Here is a 17,650-nt window from a genome sequence, read left to right on the forward strand (position 1 = left end):
GAGGAAATGTATAATTAGAAATACAATGTTCTCTAAACAGAATACACGACTTAGTGTGGAATGATAAAGATCAGGCAAAGATGCCGGAATTATCCGATTTTTGCCGTTCGTTCTGCCGTTTAGAATTATTTTTGAATAAGGTACTTTGAATGATTATTTTCTCGCGATACGAAAAAAGAGAAGGGGAACCGTATCAAAAATGAGATAAAGGGAGAAAATGTCGATGCTGAAAATAGAGGACCTGACTGTAGAGGTCAACGAGAAAACTTTACTTCACGATGTGAACCTCGAAGTCAAAAAAGGGTATACTAATGTACTTTTTGGGCCAAATGGAGCTGGAAAAACAGCTTTGATGAGAACACTCATGGGCTTTAGCGAGTACAAAGTTGTAAAAGGCCAGATTCTGTTCAACGAAGAAGACATTACCAGCCTGCCAGTGGATGAACGCGCCCGTCTCGGACTTGGGATCATGATGCAACGCCCTCCAGATATGTCCGGGATTAAGTTGAGAGATCTTGTAAGAGTAGCATCTAAAGGAAAGAAAAATCCTGAAGATCTTGCCGAAAAGCTTGATATGAAGCGTTTTCTGGACAGGGATGTCAATGTGGGTTTTTCGGGAGGAGAAATAAAACGCTCGGAACTTCTACAACTTGAAGCCCAGAGTCCAAGCCTTTACCTGCTGGATGAGCCTGAGTCCGGAGTGGACCTTGTAAGTATAGAACAGGTCGGAATGACAATAAAAGGACTGCTTGAAGAAGGAGTAGACTGTCCCGGCGAGAGCTGCAAGAGAGGAAAATCAGCTCTTATTATTACCCACACAGGTAGAATACTGGATTATGTGAAGGCAGATCGGGGATATATCCTTTGCAACGGGACTGTTATGTGTTCCGGAAATCCCTTGAAAATGCTGGAAGAAATAAAAAATAGAGGGTATGAGGAGTGTATAAGATGCAGACTGACGATGTGAACCTGAAAAAGAGAGCTGAGAGCGCAGCCGAAAAAAAGGCAACTTTCGGAGAAGACTTTGAGCTGGAAAAGTTTGAGGAAGGTTCCAAGATTAGCAAACCTATTGAAGACCTCCAGACCCTTGACGAGGAAAGCAAAAGAACCCTGCTTCAGGTAGGAGTGGTACCGAGTGAAGAAGGCAGATCAGGCAGTCTGCTGGTACTGGATAATTCAGTTATGCATTCTTCCCTGAAAGACAAAGATATAGAACTTACTTCCACCCATAAAGCCCTTGAAAAGTACGAATGGCTCAAAGACTACTCCTGGAAGCTTGTAGCTGTGGATACCGATAAATACACAGCAAAAACCTATCTTGAGAACGCAAATGGATACTTCATCCGCGTGCCTGCTGGTAAGAAATCCTCCATGCCAGTCCAGACCTGTCTTCTGCTTGGCAGTGAAAAGACTTCCCAGACCGTGCATAATATTGTGATAGTCGAGGAAGGAGCCAGCCTTGACATAATTACAGGCTGCACTGCTAAAAAGGGAGTAGAAGAGGGGCTCCACCTGGGAATTTCTGAGATGTACGTAAAAAAAGGCGCCACCCTGAACTTTACAATGATCCATAACTGGGCTGAGCAGATCGGAGTTCGCCCGAGAACAGTGGTTCGTGTGGAAGAAGGTGGGACTTACATAAGCAATTACATTTGCCTGAAGCCTGTTCGTTCTGTCCAGATGTACCCAACTGTCAGACTCGAAGGGGAAGGGGCAGTAACCAGGCTCAATACTATAGCAATTGCCCATCCTGGCTCTGAACTCGACCTTGGAAGCAGGGCTATTTTCAATGCCCGTGGCACAAAAGCTGAACTTATTTCGAGGACGATCACAATCGGGGGAAGAATAATTGCAAGGGGAGAAATGATAGCCAATGCAAAGGGAGCAAAAGGGCACCTGGAATGCAAGGGGCTTGTTCTTACCGATAAAGGAAGCCAGTTGGCAATCCCCATCCTTGAAGCAAACATAGATGATGTCGAACTCACCCACGAAGCAGCCGTAGGAAAAATTGCCAAAGACCAGGTGGAGTATCTGATGGCCAGAGGGCTTACCGAAGAAGAGGCAGTGGGTATGATCGTACGCGGGTTCCTTGACGTGGGAATCAGAGGTATCCCGGATGAACTGAGAAACGAAATAGAAAATACAATTACACAGACAGCTTTTGGAAATTAATTCAAAATATGAAAGGCTTAAAAAGCTAATTTCAACATGCTTGAGATACAGCATATGCAAAAAACAAAAGTGAAAATAATAGATTCTAAACCAAAAAACGTAATTGGGAGACTTATTGTGCGAATCCGGTAGGAAAACGGAGAAACCTGCCGGAATTTTTGGGGATTATTTCTGGATTTTAATGAACTGAAAGTATGAGTTAAGAAAAGGCTTCCTTTGCGGAAAAGAAAACCTTACAGCAAATACTGCTAATAAAACCGTGATTAAAGATATGGTCAGTTAATGTCATTTCTGTTTTCCAGTCCCTTATGTGACTTACAATTTATACTATTTTTGATTCTTTTTTATGATTTCCAGATTGGGTATTCAAGCTTTCAAAGATATTAGTAAGTTAAGAGACAGACAATTTATTAAATATAGAGGAATTTATTAAATAGGGGAAATGTATTATGAGCGAGATTAAAATAGGGGATAAAATTCAGGATTTCAGGTTAAGAGACCACAAAGACAAAGAGGTGAATCTCTCTGACTTCAGCAGCAAGAAGGTGCTCCTATCGTTCCATCCACTTGCCTGGACCAGGGTCTGTGCAGAGCAGATGAACTCACTTGAAGAAAACCATGAGTTATTCACCAAACTAAATACAGTGGTCTTTGGCATAAGTGTGGACCCCATACCATCAAAAAGGGCCTGGGCCAGGGAATTGGGAATTACACACATCAAGCTTCTTTCGGACTTCTGGCCGCATGGGGAGGTTGCCAGAGCATATGGAATATTCAGAGAAAAGGAAGGGGTATCTGAAAGGGCGAACATAATCATCGACGAGGAACAGAAGATAATATTCTTCAAAGTATATCCCGGGCATGAACTTCCCGATATCGCGGAGATCATACAACTCCTGGAAAAATAAGGTTCAGCTCTAAAAAATAAAATAATCGAGGGGAAAAGGAAACAATAAAATAACAGAGGGAAAAGGTAGGAAAAAGTAAGAGACACTGATTGAGGATTAAGAGACACTGATTGAGGATTAACTGAAAAATTAAAGAAAAGCTTTTTAAGGAACTAAACAATGAGGGAAAAATATTTTAAGGAAAAATTTCCTGGAAAGTCAGAAGACTAGCCGGTTCAATCTTTATTCAATTCCATATCAATTTTATCATAGAGTTCTCTCACTGCTATGTTAAGCCTGCGAACCTCAACCTGCCATACTCTTTTGCTGACCTGCATGCTTCCTCCGGCTCTGAAGGCTGCCATCCATGAGTATCTCCTGGCTATTTTTTTGTTGTTCGGAGGAAAATCAAAAACTCTTCCCGTTTTCTGGTTACTGTATTTTTCATTAATAAGGAACTCGTAGATCTCCTGGACCCTTTCGAGTAATTTTTGTTCACTTTCGGAACCTGGCGCCCCAAACAGGACAAGATTCCAGAGGCGAAACTGCACATTGTGAAGTTTAGTTAAAAGTTTTTTAGAAACTGAAACTTCCAGCATTTTCCTAAATTCTAGAAAAATATCCGTGTTTCCGAAACTTGAAGGCAGAGTATTTCCAAGCGAGATCATAACGTGAATACATTCGTGAAAAAGAATTCTGGCTATCAGGAATTCAACTCGATCCTGCAAGTTCCAGAATCTGCTTACAAGAGCTTCATCCCACATCTGGTAAGGGTTAACCAGGATAAGGGACCTGTAGACAATCTTTTTTTCTTGCTGTGAAACCAGCCGTTTGGGATAAAGAGTCATGCCCGGCATTTTTCCGAAAAACTGAATCCTGACAGCCAGATCCCAGCAGTATTCCCATTCTCCGGAACTTACACACTTTACCCTGTAGTAATTTCCATCAAAGTGAACTTTCCCAAGCAGTCGAGAAATATCCTTACTATGTACCTTTATCAGCGACTTTACTCTGGACTCCCGATAGATCCGAAGGTCAAAATAAGGAACGTACCGGATAGAAGCAGAAGAGAAATCAGGTGCGTCTGAATTAAGATCAGGAAATCCATGAGACCATAAGCCTGAATTGTCTTCCCAATCATTGCTTTCTTTCTCAACTGGCCCGGCCTTCCTTTTCATCAAATATCCTCGTGTGAAATATCCTATATGATATTATTACTGAGGATATATAAAAACTGATCAATATTCAGGGAATTGAAACAAAGGTTTACCCGGCCTGAAAAAAGGCAAAGGTCTCATTTCTTTTCGCCCTTTTGATTGAGATGCCCGCAAACCGGACAATTGTTTAACTTTGAGAGTAAAATCTCACTGAAATTTCCTGAAAGTCCATTCCAGAACAGAAGACGACCTTCCAGAAGTTTCCCTTTTCCTGTCAGGAATTTAATCGCTTCATTTGCCTGAATGGAACCGATAATTCCTGGAGTCGTCCCTAAAACAGGAAAAACTGCTTTTTTGGAAATGCGCGGAAAAATGCAGTAAAAACAGGGAGTTTTTCCGGGAACTATTGTTGTTACCTGGCCGTCATACCCGGTAACTGCTCCATGAATTAAAGGAATTTTCCTTTTTAAGGCAAACCTGTTAAGCATATGTCTCGTTTCCAGATTATCCAGGGCATCAACGAGAATATCACATTCAGGAATAAGAGATTCGATATTTGAGTCGGTAAGCATCTCTCCTATAGTTTCGACCTCAATGTCGGGGTTCATAGAAAGAAGCTTTTCCTTTGCAGACTCTACCTTAGGCCTTCCAATATCCTTTTCGTGATGGAGAAACTGTCTGTTTAGATTACTGAGATCCACTGAATCGAAATCTGCAAGAATTATTTTACCTATCCCGGCTATTGCGAGATATGTGGAAACAGGGCTTCCGAGGCCGCCTGCACCGGCAACCAGTACTGTTGCATTCTTCAGCTTTTCCTGTCCCTCTTCCCCAAAAAGAAGGATCTGCCGGCTATATTTTTCACGCTCAAAATCATTCATGTAAGGTCTTCCGGAATACTGATTCATTCAGGATATTGATTTTTATTTTTCTCGTCACCGGGAATAATCTTATTCCCGATAATTAAAATCATTCTCAGTACCGACTGAGCTCTTTATGCATAACTTCTTCGGATGGCAAAAGACAAAACAGAAAGAGACTTTAATCATACGTATACTCTATGTCACCATATGAGGTTTGCTAAAAGATGGGGATTCCAGTATATAAATGCAGAAAATATATCACCAGGAAAAGATATAAACCGCAGAAACATCAGATATAAGGAATAAGAAATTTTTTTTTGAAAAAAATTAATTAAGGCAAGATCCATAAAAATGATGAGTTCATTTTTAATATTGTTTTAACCGCCTTTTGCGGCTCATTATTGTAAAATTCCTCCAGTACATTAAAGACAAGAGGCTGGAAAAAAGAAATTTACAAAGGTTTTGGATTATGAGAGTTCTGGATTTAAAAAGTACCATCATCAGTATCAAACAAGAATTTACAGGTTATTTTAAAGAAAGGGATGCCGAAATTAATGGATCTCTTCTTGCACTCCTTTCGGGCGAACATGTCCTCTTGCTCGGCCCGCCAGGAACTGCGAAAACCCTGCTTGCAAACAAAATCTGCGAAACTATCGAAGGAGGAAATTTTTTTCATTATCTCCTGACCCGCTTTTCCACGCCTGAAGAAGTGTTTGGACCGCTTTCCCTTAAGGCACTCGAAAGGGATGAATTCAGTAGACGAGTAGATGGCTACCTGCCAACTGCTCATATCGCCCTTCTTGACGAAATTTTCAAGGCAAATAGCTCCATTTTAAACAGCCTGCTGACTGTGCTGAACGAGAGGAAGTACCACAACGGTAAGGAGCTTATGGAGGTGCCTCTTTTTTCCGTTTTTGGGGCTTCCAACGAGCTGCCCGAAGAAGATGAAAGCCTCGAAGCCCTTTATGATCGCTTTCTTTTCAGGTACAGGGTGGACTATATCCAGCACGAAGAGAACCTTGAGGATCTTATTTTCAAAAATACGGAAGACTTCGTACCCTCAACGAAACTCAATATAGAGAATATAAAGGAAATCCAGAAAAAAGCAAGAGATCTCCCGGTTGATCCTGAGATTCGGGCGATTATAAAAGGGCTCAGAAAGGAACTTAGAAACTCAAATATTTTCGTTTCTGACAGACGCTGGAAAAAGATTGTAAACGTGCTCAGAGTAGCTTCAGCCGTAAATGGGCACGCCAGCGTAAACAGAATGACTGCCGTTCTGCTCCAGCATGTGCTCTGGGAAGTACCGGAACAGAAGGAAGCGATCAGGAAGCTTATCCTCGATAGAGTTGTTTCAGGAGGCACAGATACAGGAAAACTGAAGCTGGACGTTTTTGACCTGAAAAACTCCATATACAGTTGCCTGCAACAGGAACTTCCGGATCTTGTAGCCTGCAATAAGTGCTATGAAGAGGAGAGAAAAACAGCAGGTGGTATGAAAAGCTCAAGGTTTTCCGGAATGAAAACCCAGAGGAACCTTACATTTGACAACGCCCTTGATCTACTGAAACACCATACCGAGTTCCCAACCCATACCTACAGTTATGGGCTCGATTACAGTAATCTCAACAGTTCCCTGAGCTTTGAATCCGTAGCAGAACAGTTCCACAGGAAATACGGTTTTGAATTCAAGATCAGCCTCGATTACGGAGATAAAAAACTCTATGAAAAAGAGTATGAGAATCTGGAGGAGAGACTTGACTATTTTAGAAAGCAAATCCAGGAAGAAGAAAAAGCCCTTGAGAATACCCTGAAAGAGAATATCTGGATTTCAGGACAGGACAGTCAGGAAATTCTTATAAAATATCATTCCAAAAACACGGATATTTACGAAATTGCGAGCAATCTGAATGAAATACGGTTCCTGCTAGAAAAACCCAAGGTATTTGATGTGGCAGTTGAAAAAGCAGAAGAAGTAGCTTGAAACTGAGAATGACGGAAATTCCTGTAAAATAGAAGTAAGCCTTGAATAAAAGAGCTCAAAAGCTTAAAGAAACCTCGGAAAAGGAAACAAAGATATGCAGGAATTAAAAAGTCAGAAGGAGAAATTTGAAGATGTATCAGGATCCGGCTCATCTTTATCCTTCAACCGCGCCTTCAATCCTTCCGCAATACTCAACATCGAACTGAGAGAAATCCTGGCGACTCCGCGAAGAGTGCCAAGGCAACTACGGGAAGAAATTGCAGAAATTCTTATTTACGAGCTTTTTTCAGAAAAAGGGTATGAAATAAAGGATGAAAAACTGTTTACAGGCAAATTCGGAGCTTTTTATCTTATCCTTCTGAGTATGAGGGATTTTTCAGTCTGGGCCGAAATAAAAGCTCTTGCCGAAACCAACATCATGGCAGGAGTCTTTATCCTGAGAACTCTACTTGAAGAACTCTTTACACTTCTGGACGACTATGAAAAAATAGAGCAAGAATTATCAAAGAAGTTTCCTAAAAGCCTGGAAAAAAGTATTAAAGCCCTGAAGGATCTTATCAGTGAAACTAAAGCTGTATGGGAAAAGAACAGGTTACTGCGGACGGAGAAAAACTCTCAAGGGCAGGAAAAGCAGGATACGCTACAGAAACAGGGAATTGAAAAAAAGATCCAGAAAAACTTTCTGAACGGTTCGGAGGGCGATGTCGGGATAAATCAGGCCCGGTGGCCTGGAACAACGGCAGAATCCGAAAAACTCGTCTCAATGACTCAGGAGTTTATGTCCTCAGAAAAGGCTGGAGAGATTCTTGATTCTGCGATCGGAGAAAAAATAGCTGCAAAAATTGAAGAACTCATTCCTGCCCTTGAAGACCACCTCGAAATGCTCGAAATTCTCTCAATGCTTTTTCCGGGAAGAATGTGGGACCATTCACTGCAGGCTTTGCACAGGGAATACTTCGGAAACCTGGAAAAATATGCCGCGATGCTCAGAAAAAATTCAGACCTTCATGAAATTCTGGAACAGGTTGGAAGAATCGAACTTGAATACGGTTCAAAAAAGCTGAATCTATCGCCATACAGTAAAAGCGAGGTACATTCGATTACTTTTTCAGGTGATATCCAGACGCTGCTTCCAGTAGAAGCCGTAAAGCTGAGAAATCCCCTTCTAAAGCTCAAATTCTATGCGGATATGCTGGAAGGAAAACTCCTGACATACCAGCTCAGAGGCGATAACTGGAACTCGGACACATCAGGAAAGAAGAGAAAAGGGCCTGTTGTCGCCCTGGTGGACACCTCGGCATCAATGCGAGGAAGCCCTGAGATCCTGGCAAAATCCGTGCTGCTTGCAGTTACAAAAAGAATGCTGAAAGAAGGCAGAGATGTTAAAATAATTCTCTTTTCTTCGAAATGGCAGACCTTTGAGATTGAACTTACGGATAAAAAGCGTATGGGTCGTGAGTTTCTGGAATTCCTGCAATTTACTTTCGGCGGCGGCACGGATTTCAATACCGCACTCCGCGCAGGTCTGAAAGCTATGAAAAATGAAAAAGCCTTTGAGGGGGCAGACCTCCTTTTCCTTACAGATGGCGCTTCCGAACTTTCAGAAAGGCCTCTTATCAGGGAATGGAATGAGATAAAAACCGAAAGAAAAGCCAGAATTTTTTCCTTAATAATAGGAAACTCTGATGCAGGCGGACTGGAGCAGGTTTCGGATCACACATATCTCATAAGAAATGCGGAAAACTGGGAAGTCGGGGAAAGCCCTGCAAGTTTTGTGAAGGCTATAAGCAAACCCTTCAGGTTTTAAATAACCTGACATTTTTTTCAGATAGGTCCGAAACTTGCGATTCAATGCCTGCGCTTGAAAAGTTTCTGCAGACCTTCTACGAATTCTTCCAGGTCTTTTTTGCCAGGTGTCTGATGCCTGGATATACTTGACAGAATCGCAAATGTTGCTTTTTTGCCTCTGGTAGAATTCTTGAGCAGTCCGATTTCAATCATTGTAATTATCAGTTCGGAAATTATTTTGCGGTCTCTTGGGCTCAGGTTGTTCCATTTTTCATTGAGTTTTTTCGAAGAGCCCATTATTGATTCTTTTCTTTCGGAAGCTAGTAATGAAGCTTTTGAGGAAGCAACTTTTGAGGCGCTTATTATCCGCTGCTTGCCGCAGGAAGCAGTTTCCGAAAAAATTTTAAAAGCATTCTTTGAGATCTCTTTTATTTTCGTCTTTTTATTAATAGGGATTCCCTCTTCAGAAGCCTCCCGGAAGTCACGTTCAGAAACTCTGCTTTCCAGAATTTTGCGGATTTCTTCAAATATCTCGGAGATTTCTTCGTGAGACCTCGTTTTAAGGTATTCCCGGAGGTTTTTCACCAATTCGGAGTCAATTGACTTGGAATTCAATTCAGAAGAGGCATCAGGAGCGCAAAAAAAATCTTCATTTACTTCAACAAAATCAGCATCGATTACAGGGCAGGATTCAAAACCAGATTCACGTGATAAAGCCTTCCAGGATTCAGGCTTTTTTCCGATTCTGAAACCTGCATTTGAAAGCCTGTCGAGTATTTCCTTTTTAAGCAAGAAAATGCACCTCTTCTTAAAACAAAGTATCTTCTTTATTAAAACAAATGCCTTTATTTACACCGGGCAATTCACCTTAAACTTTAGTATAATTCGCAGCCAAATATAAATTATAACTACCTAACTCAATTTAACCTTCAAATTTGATATCTTTTTCTATTTACCTTTCAATATAAAATCCAACCATTCACATGTGGCTGACAAAATAAGGGGTTAAAAAAGGAATCAGATCAGCTTTTTTTAGATAAGGGGCTTAAAAATAGAAATGAGTGAAGAATAAGCGTGCATATTCCTTATTTTTTAGAAATAACTGCGAATCGATTCGCAGTTTAAGGAATTATTTTATAAGTTTCATGCCTTAGTAAATAGTAAGTGAGGTGAAAAGTATGCGTATACTGGATACGAAGGCATTAAAAGGAATCATATGCGGAATACTTGCCATATCAATTATTTCGATTGCCTGTGCAGGAGCAGGGAATGGAGATACAGCCGTGTCTGCAAGCGAAGATGCAGTACAGGCAAAAGTCGGGGCAGGTGTTGGATCATCTTCGGCTTATGCCGGAGATTATTTCCCCGAGTTTGAGAAAATCAGGGTTGATCCGACTTATAAGTACCTGCAACTGGAACCCGGAAACAGTGAAAACTTTACTGTAACCGTTGAGAACAAAGACAACAAAACAATTGAGTTGAAGCCAAAACCTTTAATCACTCCCTACACGGAAAATTTCATAAATGAGAGCTGGATCAGCATAAGTCCCTCCGAAAAGGCTCTGAAGCCCGGAGAAAAAGAAGAGTTTGAGGTAAAGGTGAGCATACCAGAAGACGCGGACCTTGGGAACTATGCCGTACTCATTGCTTTCACGGAAAAAGTGCCTGAAGGAGATGTAGCAGGTTCTTATCCTAACTTCCCAGGCACAATGCAGTTGAACGTGCAGGTATGGACCCCACCTGTAGTCCAGGTCCTTACGCCTTATGTCAATGACCTTGTGGAAGCCGGGAAAAACTATACTTATGAAATAAAGCTCAAGAATACAGGCAGTAAAGATATCTCAATCTCCCCTGAACTTACTGAGGGAGGGGGCATCATTTACGCTGAAAGCGCGTCTTCCTCTGCAGGAATGCCGCAGCAGGCTTTCGGAAACAGGGCTATAAGCGTGGAAGCCCCTGATAAAATAAAAGCCGGGCAGACAGCTATCGTAAAACTGACACTTGCAGTTCCGGCTGATGCAAAGGGCAGCTACGGCGGCAGCCTTGATCTGAATATTGATGACCCGGGAATCCGCGAATACGAAGGAATAGTTTCCCTGAGCTTCCGCATCCTCCCAGTTCTCAAAGAGCCTTACGAAAATATCTTTGAAGCCGGGACAGACGGCCCCATCACCGTAGAGGTTAAAGCCTACCAGAACGGATACGGCCTATATACCTCCGGAGGAAACCGGGATCTTACGCCTTCCTTCAATGTCAGCCTGAAAGATCCATCCGGAAATGAGGTAACGCCTACTCTTGTGAACACGAAATACAGCGACTCGATAAACATAATAGATGATACGTCCACGCAGCCGTATCCTGTTCCGTACATATCCTCGAAAATTGCGGGCGGTATGGAGACTTATGACCAGGGAAATTACCAGGGAGGAACTACAACCGTTGTTAAGACCTATACCGCACCAGGAGCTGTGGGGAAATGGAAGCTTTCGATCCTTCCCAAAAATGCAGAAAATTTTGAGTACTCAATCACAATCGAAGCTGCTGAAGAATAAACAGCTTCTAACTTTTTTCGTTTGAGTCCTAAGATGACTCAAAATTCATTTTTTGGATCTTATATTTTGAGTGATCAATCGAATTTTTGACCATGAAAATAATCTTTAAAAATCCCACTGATTAAGAATAAAATTGGTTTTGGGATGAGCTCATAGTTAAATGTTTGATACTATCGATTCCTTATTTCAACCGTGTAATTGCTAAAAGTAATAATTCTCAATATTTAGTAATAAGGTTTTTCAGGAGCTGGATAAGTTTAAATCTTGCTTTTTAAGGCTTATCCTAAATATAAGTATTCAATAAAGCTTCTTTTTGAAATTAATTCTCTTTATCCTCTATATTCTGAAAAGTAAGCTTATATTTAAGCCAGTTAATTTTGGGGCTGTCAGCAGGCTGATAGCCTACAAAAAAATTGGAGCTATGAATAGCATACAAAGGTATATATATTATAAAGAGGAAATAGGATTCCGTGGTCATTTAAACAACGAAAATAAAACTTAGGATAAAGGAGACCAGTTGATGAATAAAATAACAGAGAAGAAGCTTTCAAAACGAATTTCACAAGGATCTTTGTTTGATAATGGCATGCTTTTAACTTCTGACGAAATTTATGGGAAATTTCAGGGATATTCATGCAACACAAACCTAAACTTAAAAACAAACTGGTAAAGGGCCCATATTAAAAAAGTTTGTTAATAAACAACCTTTAGACAACTTCCAAAAAGTCATCCACATATTAATAGAAACCCAACTTGAAGGTAACGAAACCACAAAAATGAGGTATAATATGGAATACGAGCTCGAAGAAGTCGAGAGAGATTACATCGGGTTTAGAAAAGAAATGGGAGAGGAATAAACATACAAAGAGTAAATTGACCTCTCAGTAGTCCATAAACATATCAGCCAACCTTCAAAGATCTCCAAAAAGTTAAACAAATATTTGAGCTCATCCCAAAACTTGATTAATCGTGCAAAATTCAAGACTCAGCGAACCAATTTTGAGTTTTGGAATGAGCTCAAAATTAAAATCGAAATTCAAGGAGTTTTATTCATGAAACATCTAAAAATATGTCCAGAATGCCACGCTAATCTGAAATTGTGCTCAGATGGCGAGACTCAGTATTGTAGTATTTGCAAGTACTGGACAAAGGTAGGTACTGCAAGACTCGATTCAATAATGATTTACGGATGAGGAGTCTGCATAAAGAATACTGAGATTTTTAATATCTGGGACTATAAAATTTTGTATTTTATAAGAACCCAGTGACTGAAAATTTTGTGTATGAGCTCATCCAAACCCAAGTTTCTTCTTAGATCAATAAAAGTTTCAGAATCATGTTCTATTACAAGAAACTCGATTGATCATTCAAAATTCGAGATTTAGGGAACTAATTTTGAATTTTTAGGTGAGTTCAATTTTTGAAAATACGAAAATTTCAGACCGCTCCAGGGCTTTGGAACTTCTGAAACCCATTTTTTCTTAGTAGTTTTTTAATTATCCTTATTTTTCTTTTTTACCTGCATTGCCGCAATATGAAAAATAGAAGTTAAAGATCCAGTGTATCTGACAGTAGAGGAAATCGCAATTTTTATACTGGTTAATATATATTTAGATGGAGTACAATTTTCGGGGATACCGGAAAAAGTATAGGGCAACATGTCAGTGCCAGAGACTTCTGTGTACAGAAAGGTGAGCGTAAACCCGAAGGAATAAAATAGTCTAAGGATAAGATGGAGCTTTCACAGGATAAAGAGAACGTCTATAAAGTCTATAATATCATAGTTTTAATTTCATCTTTTTGCTGGAGGTAAGAAATATATGAGAGAAGGTCCGGACCCGTTTGGAGTAAGAGACATTATAGAAACAGCTGCAGGAAAAGCTACGATTTACAGATTGGGTAAACTGAAAGAAAAGGGCTTTGAAGGAATTTCCCTGCTTCCTTACTCCATAAGGATCCTGCTGGAATCCCTGCTCAGGCACGCGGATACTGAAAAGCATATAATAACTGCCGAAGATGTGGAGGCTCTTGCACGCTGGAATCCTGAAAATATAAGTGAGAAAGATATTCCGTTTATTCCGTCGAGGGTAATTATGCAGGACTTTACAGGTGTTCCAGCTGTAGTAGACCTGGCAGCCCTCCGCTCGGCAATGCAGCGTCTGGGAGGCAATCCCGCGAAAATCAACCCTGTCATCCCTGCAGATCTCGTAATCGATCATTCGGTCCAGGTAGATTCCTACGGCACCTCATATGCTCTTGAGGAAAATGAGAAAAAAGAGTTTGAGCGCAACAAAGAACGCTATTCCGTTCTGCGCTGGGCCCAGAAGTCCTTTGACAATTTCAGAGTCGTGCCCCCCGGAAGAGGGATAATCCATCAGGTAAACCTTGAATACCTGACTCCGCTTGTGCATCTCAAGGAGAAAGATGGAGAGCTGTATGCATTCCCTGATACCCTTGTAGGGACAGACTCCCATACTACAATGATCAACGGGATCGGAGTACTCGGCTGGGGGGTCGGAGGCATAGAAGCCGAAGCCGTAATGCTAGGGCAGCCTTACTATATGCCTGTGCCTGAGGTTGTGGGTTTCAAGCTCTACGGGAAACTGGAACCGGGAGTTACTGCCACAGACCTTGTCCTGACAATTACAAAAATACTGAGAAAACAGGGAGTCGTCGGCAAGTTCGTGGAATTTTACGGGCCCGGGTTAAGCTCTCTGAGTCTTCCGGATAGGGCAACAATCTCCAATATGGCTCCTGAGTATGGGGCGACCCTTGGAATTTTCCCACCTGATGCCGAGACCCTGAACTACCTGCGAAGAACTGGTAGGAGCGAAGAGCAGGTTGACTTTGTGAAAAAATATCTGGAAGCTCAGGACCTTCTCTATTCGATCCACAAACCCGAAACTGTGTTCAGCAGCACCCTGGAACTTGATATGAGAACGGTAAAACCCTGCATGGCAGGCCCAAAACGCCCTCAGGATCAGCTCTTTTTAAGTGAAGTGCCTGAAAATTACCGTGAAACAATGCAGCAGACCTTTATCCGGAAAAAAGAAGCTGGAATTGAGCTTTCCAGAGACCCTGCTTACCAGCGCTGGATAGGAGAAGGAGGAACTCCTATTGAGGATCCTGAATTCCCGAGTGCGGTAGAGGCAAATGAAGCGGGATCTGCAGAAAAGGCCTTCAGGGTCACACATGGTTCTGTAGTGATTGCAGCTATCACTTCCTGCACCAACACCTCAAATCCTTCAGTCCTTATAGGAGCCGGACTGCTTGCGAAAAAGGCTGTAGAAAAGGGCCTGCACGTCAGACCTTTTGTAAAAACAAGCCTCTCCGCGGGTTCAAGAGTAGCTACGGAATATCTGGGAGCTGCAGGCCTTTTGCCCTATCTCGAAGCCCTGGGTTTCTATCAGGTTGGCTATGGCTGTACGACCTGTATAGGGAATAGCGGGCCTCTACCTGAATATGTTGCAAAGGAAATTAAAGAAAAAGACCTTACTGTTGCAGCCGTACTAAGCGGAAATCGAAATTTCGAAGGAAGGATCAATCCGCTTGTCAGGGCAAACTATCTCGCTTCTCCCCCCCTTGTTGTCGCCTATGCGATCGCAGGTACTGTGAATATAAATTTTGAAACTGATCCCCTTGCTTATGACCCCAACGGGCGCCCTGTTTACCTTAAGGATATCTGGCCTGCGGAAGAGGAGATAAAGGAAGCTGAAAAGAGCAGTATTAGGCCCTCAATGTTCGAAAAAGAGTATTCCGGTGCTCTGGAGGGCCCCAAACTCTGGAAAGAACTGGAAGTCCCAGCAGGTACCCTTTATGATTGGAATCCGATGTCCACCTACATTCAGGAACCCCCTTATTTCGTGGATTTTCCGCTTTTTCCACCTTCACCGGAGAGCGTAAGGGATGCAAGAGTCCTGGCCCTTTTCGGAGACAGCATTACCACGGATCATATATCTCCTGCAGGTGATATCCCATCAGATAGTCCTGCAGGCAGATACCTGATATCCTGGGGTGTGGATTCTGAAGATTTCAATTCCTATGGTTCCCGCAGAGGTAACCACGAGGTAATGATGCGTGGAACTTTTGGAAATATCCGGCTCAGGAACAGGCTTGTAGCCAGAGAAGGGGGCTGGACCGTATACCATCTCAAGAAAGAAGACTTTCCAGCGGAAGAATCCTGTGGAGGAATTTCGATCTATGATGCAGCTATGCTTTATGCCGAAAATAATATCCCGCTGATAGTTATCGCTGGAAAGGAATACGGGACAGGCAGTTCGAGGGACTGGGCAGCTAAAGGTACATTCCTTCTAGGAGTAAAGGCAGTCATTGCCGAGTCTTTCGAACGTATCCACAGAAGCAACCTCGTTGGCATGGGAGTTCTTCCACTGCAGTTTAAGGAAGGAGATAATGCGGATACTCTCGGTCTTTCAGGAAAGGAAAGCTATGATATTCTGGGCATTGAACACATGGAACCCCACGAAGAGCTTATAGTAAGGACAAAGGACGAAAATGGGGAAAAAATGCAATTCCAGGTAATATTGAGACTTGATTCGGCTGTGGAAATAGAGTATTACTTGAATGGTGGAATTCTGCATAAGTTCCTGCGGGATTCGGTGAAGAAAAAAGAACAGGTTATCAATACAAGAATGTAATAAAAAAGCCTTTTTGAAAAGGTTCCGCAAGCTTTACATAAAGTTTCCTATTTTTGGAACCTTTCCTTTTACCCTATGCGGAAAAAGGGTTACTTTAATTACTTCAGGTATTTCGAGAAACACTAAATTCTGAAAATAGTATAGATTATATATAATATAACTAAAAGTTTTAAAGCCGTGGCATCCCTTAATTTGAAAAATAATTATAGAGATCTTGCGATACAATTTCAACAAATTTAATATACTTATTCAACGATAATAGGAATGAATTGTCACCCTATTTTTGGGTCTAATAAGACCCTTCGTGTTAAATCTTTCACGTATAATCAGAGGATCCCCCAAATTTCAAAGTTTTTTGAAAGTCCTCTAGGCATAACTCTGTGAGGTAGAAAATGAGTAAAAATATATGTTTCATAGACGGGTTGGAGGGCATTCTAAAGTACAGGGAAATAGATATCAACCAGCTGGTTGAGCTTCCCTATGATGCAGTTTCCTATCTGCTGATCCTGGGAGAACTCCCTGTAGACCAGGAGCTTGCCGAATATTCATCCCGCCTGCATGGGGAGCGTGAAATCAACAGGGAGGTAATGGACATTATCCGCATGTGCAAATTAAATATTGATTCTATGGAAGCGCTGCGTACAATTGTTTCTTTCATATCACAATTCGACCCGGACATTAACGACAGCTCTCCAGAAGGAAATCTTAGAAAAGCCATACGGTTAATTGCCAAGATCCCAACCATCGTTGCTGTGTATTACAGAATGGCAAATGGAAAAGAACCTTTACCCCCTGATAGATCCCTCTCCCACGGAGCTAACTTCCTGTACATGATAAGAGGAAGCAAACCAAGTCAACTGGAGGCTGAAGTCATGGAAAAAGACTTTATCCTCAGTGCCGAACATGAGCTAAACGCTTCCACTTTTTCTTCAAGAGTTACCGCTTCCACCCTTTCAGACCTGTACTCAGCTGTTGTATCCGGGCTCTGCACCCTTAAAGGCCCCCTGCATGGAGGAGCAAGATCAGAAGTCATGAACATGATCGAAGAAATTGCCTGTCCGGAAAATGCAGAGGAATTTATCCTTGAAAAGATCGCAAAGAAAGAAAAGATCATGGGCTTCGGGCACCGAGTATACAAGACTTATGACCCAAGGGGCATGATATTCAAGCAGCTTTCCAGGCAACTCGCAGAAGCAAAAGGGGACATGCACTGGTACGAAATAGCCGAAGCAATCGAAAACACTGTTATCCGTGAACTTGTAGAGAAAAAAGGAAAACCAATTTATCCGAACGTAGATTTCTATTCGGGAGTTATTTACAAGTATATGGATATCCCTCCCCAACTTGCAACATCCATCTTTGCAATCGGCAGGGTCTCAGGCTGGATAGCTCACTGCTTTGACCAGTATGAGAAGAAAAAGATCATAAGGCCCCGGGCTTTCATGCTTGATGAATGTTAAGATGACAGGGGTTGTAGGCGTAACAGCCCTGTTTCGTCCTATTTTGTTTGCTCGGTCCTGTTTTGTTTGCTCGCGGATAAAATTAGTGAGTCCGGTAGTTATTAACGTTCGGCAATCGGATAATCTTTTTAT

At 41.8% G+C, this 17,650-nt stretch carries 12 protein-coding genes; 9 read left to right on the forward strand and 3 right to left on the reverse strand.

All coding sequences use genetic code 11. The features are described 5' to 3' along the window. The first annotated feature begins 223 nt into the window (after positions 1–223). The 3 genes from RG963_RS00355 (at position 224) to RG963_RS00365 (ending at position 3,080) form a co-directional block, all read left to right on the forward strand. The gene (locus RG963_RS00355; RefSeq protein ID WP_310574283.1) at positions 224–967 is read left to right on the forward strand and encodes an ABC transporter ATP-binding protein; all 744 of its coding nucleotides are present in this window, start codon (positions 224–226) and stop codon (positions 965–967) included. Then, a complete protein-coding gene (locus RG963_RS00360; protein ID WP_310574284.1) occupies positions 949–2,172 on the forward strand; it encodes a SufB/SufD family protein in 1,224 nt (407 codons plus the stop codon). The genes RG963_RS00355 and RG963_RS00360 overlap by 19 nt, the downstream gene beginning before the upstream one ends. A 449-nt stretch (positions 2,173–2,621) precedes the next feature. Continuing rightward, entirely contained in the window at positions 2,622–3,080 is a 459-nt protein-coding gene (locus RG963_RS00365; RefSeq protein ID WP_310574285.1) for a peroxiredoxin, read from the forward strand. Positions 3,081–3,295: 215 nt separating this feature from the next. Here the strand turns inward: RG963_RS00365 and RG963_RS00370 are convergent, their stop codons facing one another. Beyond that, the gene (locus RG963_RS00370) at positions 3,296–4,237 is read right to left on the reverse strand and encodes a hypothetical protein (protein ID WP_310574286.1); all 942 of its coding nucleotides are present in this window, start codon (positions 4,235–4,237) and stop codon (positions 3,296–3,298) included. A 116-nt stretch (positions 4,238–4,353) separates the two neighbouring features. Next, entirely contained in the window at positions 4,354–5,097 is a 744-nt protein-coding gene (locus RG963_RS00375) for a HesA/MoeB/ThiF family protein (RefSeq protein ID WP_310574287.1), read from the reverse strand. Positions 5,098–5,548: 451 nt separating this feature from the next. On the opposite strand from RG963_RS00375, the gene RG963_RS00380 reads away from it, so the two are divergent. Together RG963_RS00380 and RG963_RS00385 are read left to right on the forward strand one after the other, a co-directional pair. Beyond that, a complete protein-coding gene (locus tag RG963_RS00380; RefSeq protein WP_310574288.1) occupies positions 5,549–7,063 on the forward strand; it encodes an AAA family ATPase in 1,515 nt (504 codons plus the stop codon). 94 nt (positions 7,064–7,157) lie between these two features. Then, the gene (locus RG963_RS00385; RefSeq protein ID WP_310574289.1) at positions 7,158–8,870 is read left to right on the forward strand and encodes a vWA domain-containing protein; all 1,713 of its coding nucleotides are present in this window, start codon (positions 7,158–7,160) and stop codon (positions 8,868–8,870) included. 41 nt (positions 8,871–8,911) lie between these two features. On the opposite strand, the gene RG963_RS00390 is transcribed toward RG963_RS00385, so the two are convergent. Then, positions 8,912–9,643, reverse strand: a complete 732-nt coding sequence (locus tag RG963_RS00390; RefSeq protein WP_310574290.1) for a hypothetical protein — start codon at positions 9,641–9,643, stop codon at positions 8,912–8,914. 386 nt (positions 9,644–10,029) lie between these two features. Between RG963_RS00390 and RG963_RS00395 the strand changes: the two genes are divergently transcribed. The 4 genes from RG963_RS00395 (at position 10,030) to RG963_RS00410 (ending at position 17,518) form a co-directional block, all read left to right on the forward strand. Then, the gene (locus RG963_RS00395) at positions 10,030–11,403 is read left to right on the forward strand and encodes a COG1470 family protein (protein WP_310574291.1); all 1,374 of its coding nucleotides are present in this window, start codon (positions 10,030–10,032) and stop codon (positions 11,401–11,403) included. 520 nt (positions 11,404–11,923) lie between these two features. Then, complete coding sequence (locus RG963_RS00400; protein ID WP_310574292.1) at positions 11,924–12,073, forward strand: hypothetical protein; 150 nt, start codon at positions 11,924–11,926, stop codon at positions 12,071–12,073. A gap of 1,150 nt (positions 12,074–13,223) precedes the next feature. Beyond that, positions 13,224–16,058 carry an aconitate hydratase AcnA gene (acnA, locus tag RG963_RS00405; protein WP_310574293.1) on the forward strand — a complete coding sequence of 945 codons (2,835 nt, stop codon included), beginning with the start codon at positions 13,224–13,226 and terminating at the stop codon, positions 16,056–16,058. A gap of 392 nt (positions 16,059–16,450) precedes the next feature. Continuing rightward, on the forward strand, positions 16,451–17,518 hold the full coding sequence (locus RG963_RS00410) for a citrate/2-methylcitrate synthase (protein WP_310574294.1): 1,068 nt from the start codon (positions 16,451–16,453) through the stop codon (positions 17,516–17,518). Positions 17,519–17,650 lie beyond the last annotated feature (132 nt).

The organism is Methanosarcina baikalica, from assembly GCF_031461075.1.
Classification (GTDB): Archaea; Halobacteriota; Methanosarcinia; order Methanosarcinales; family Methanosarcinaceae; genus Methanosarcina; species Methanosarcina baikalica.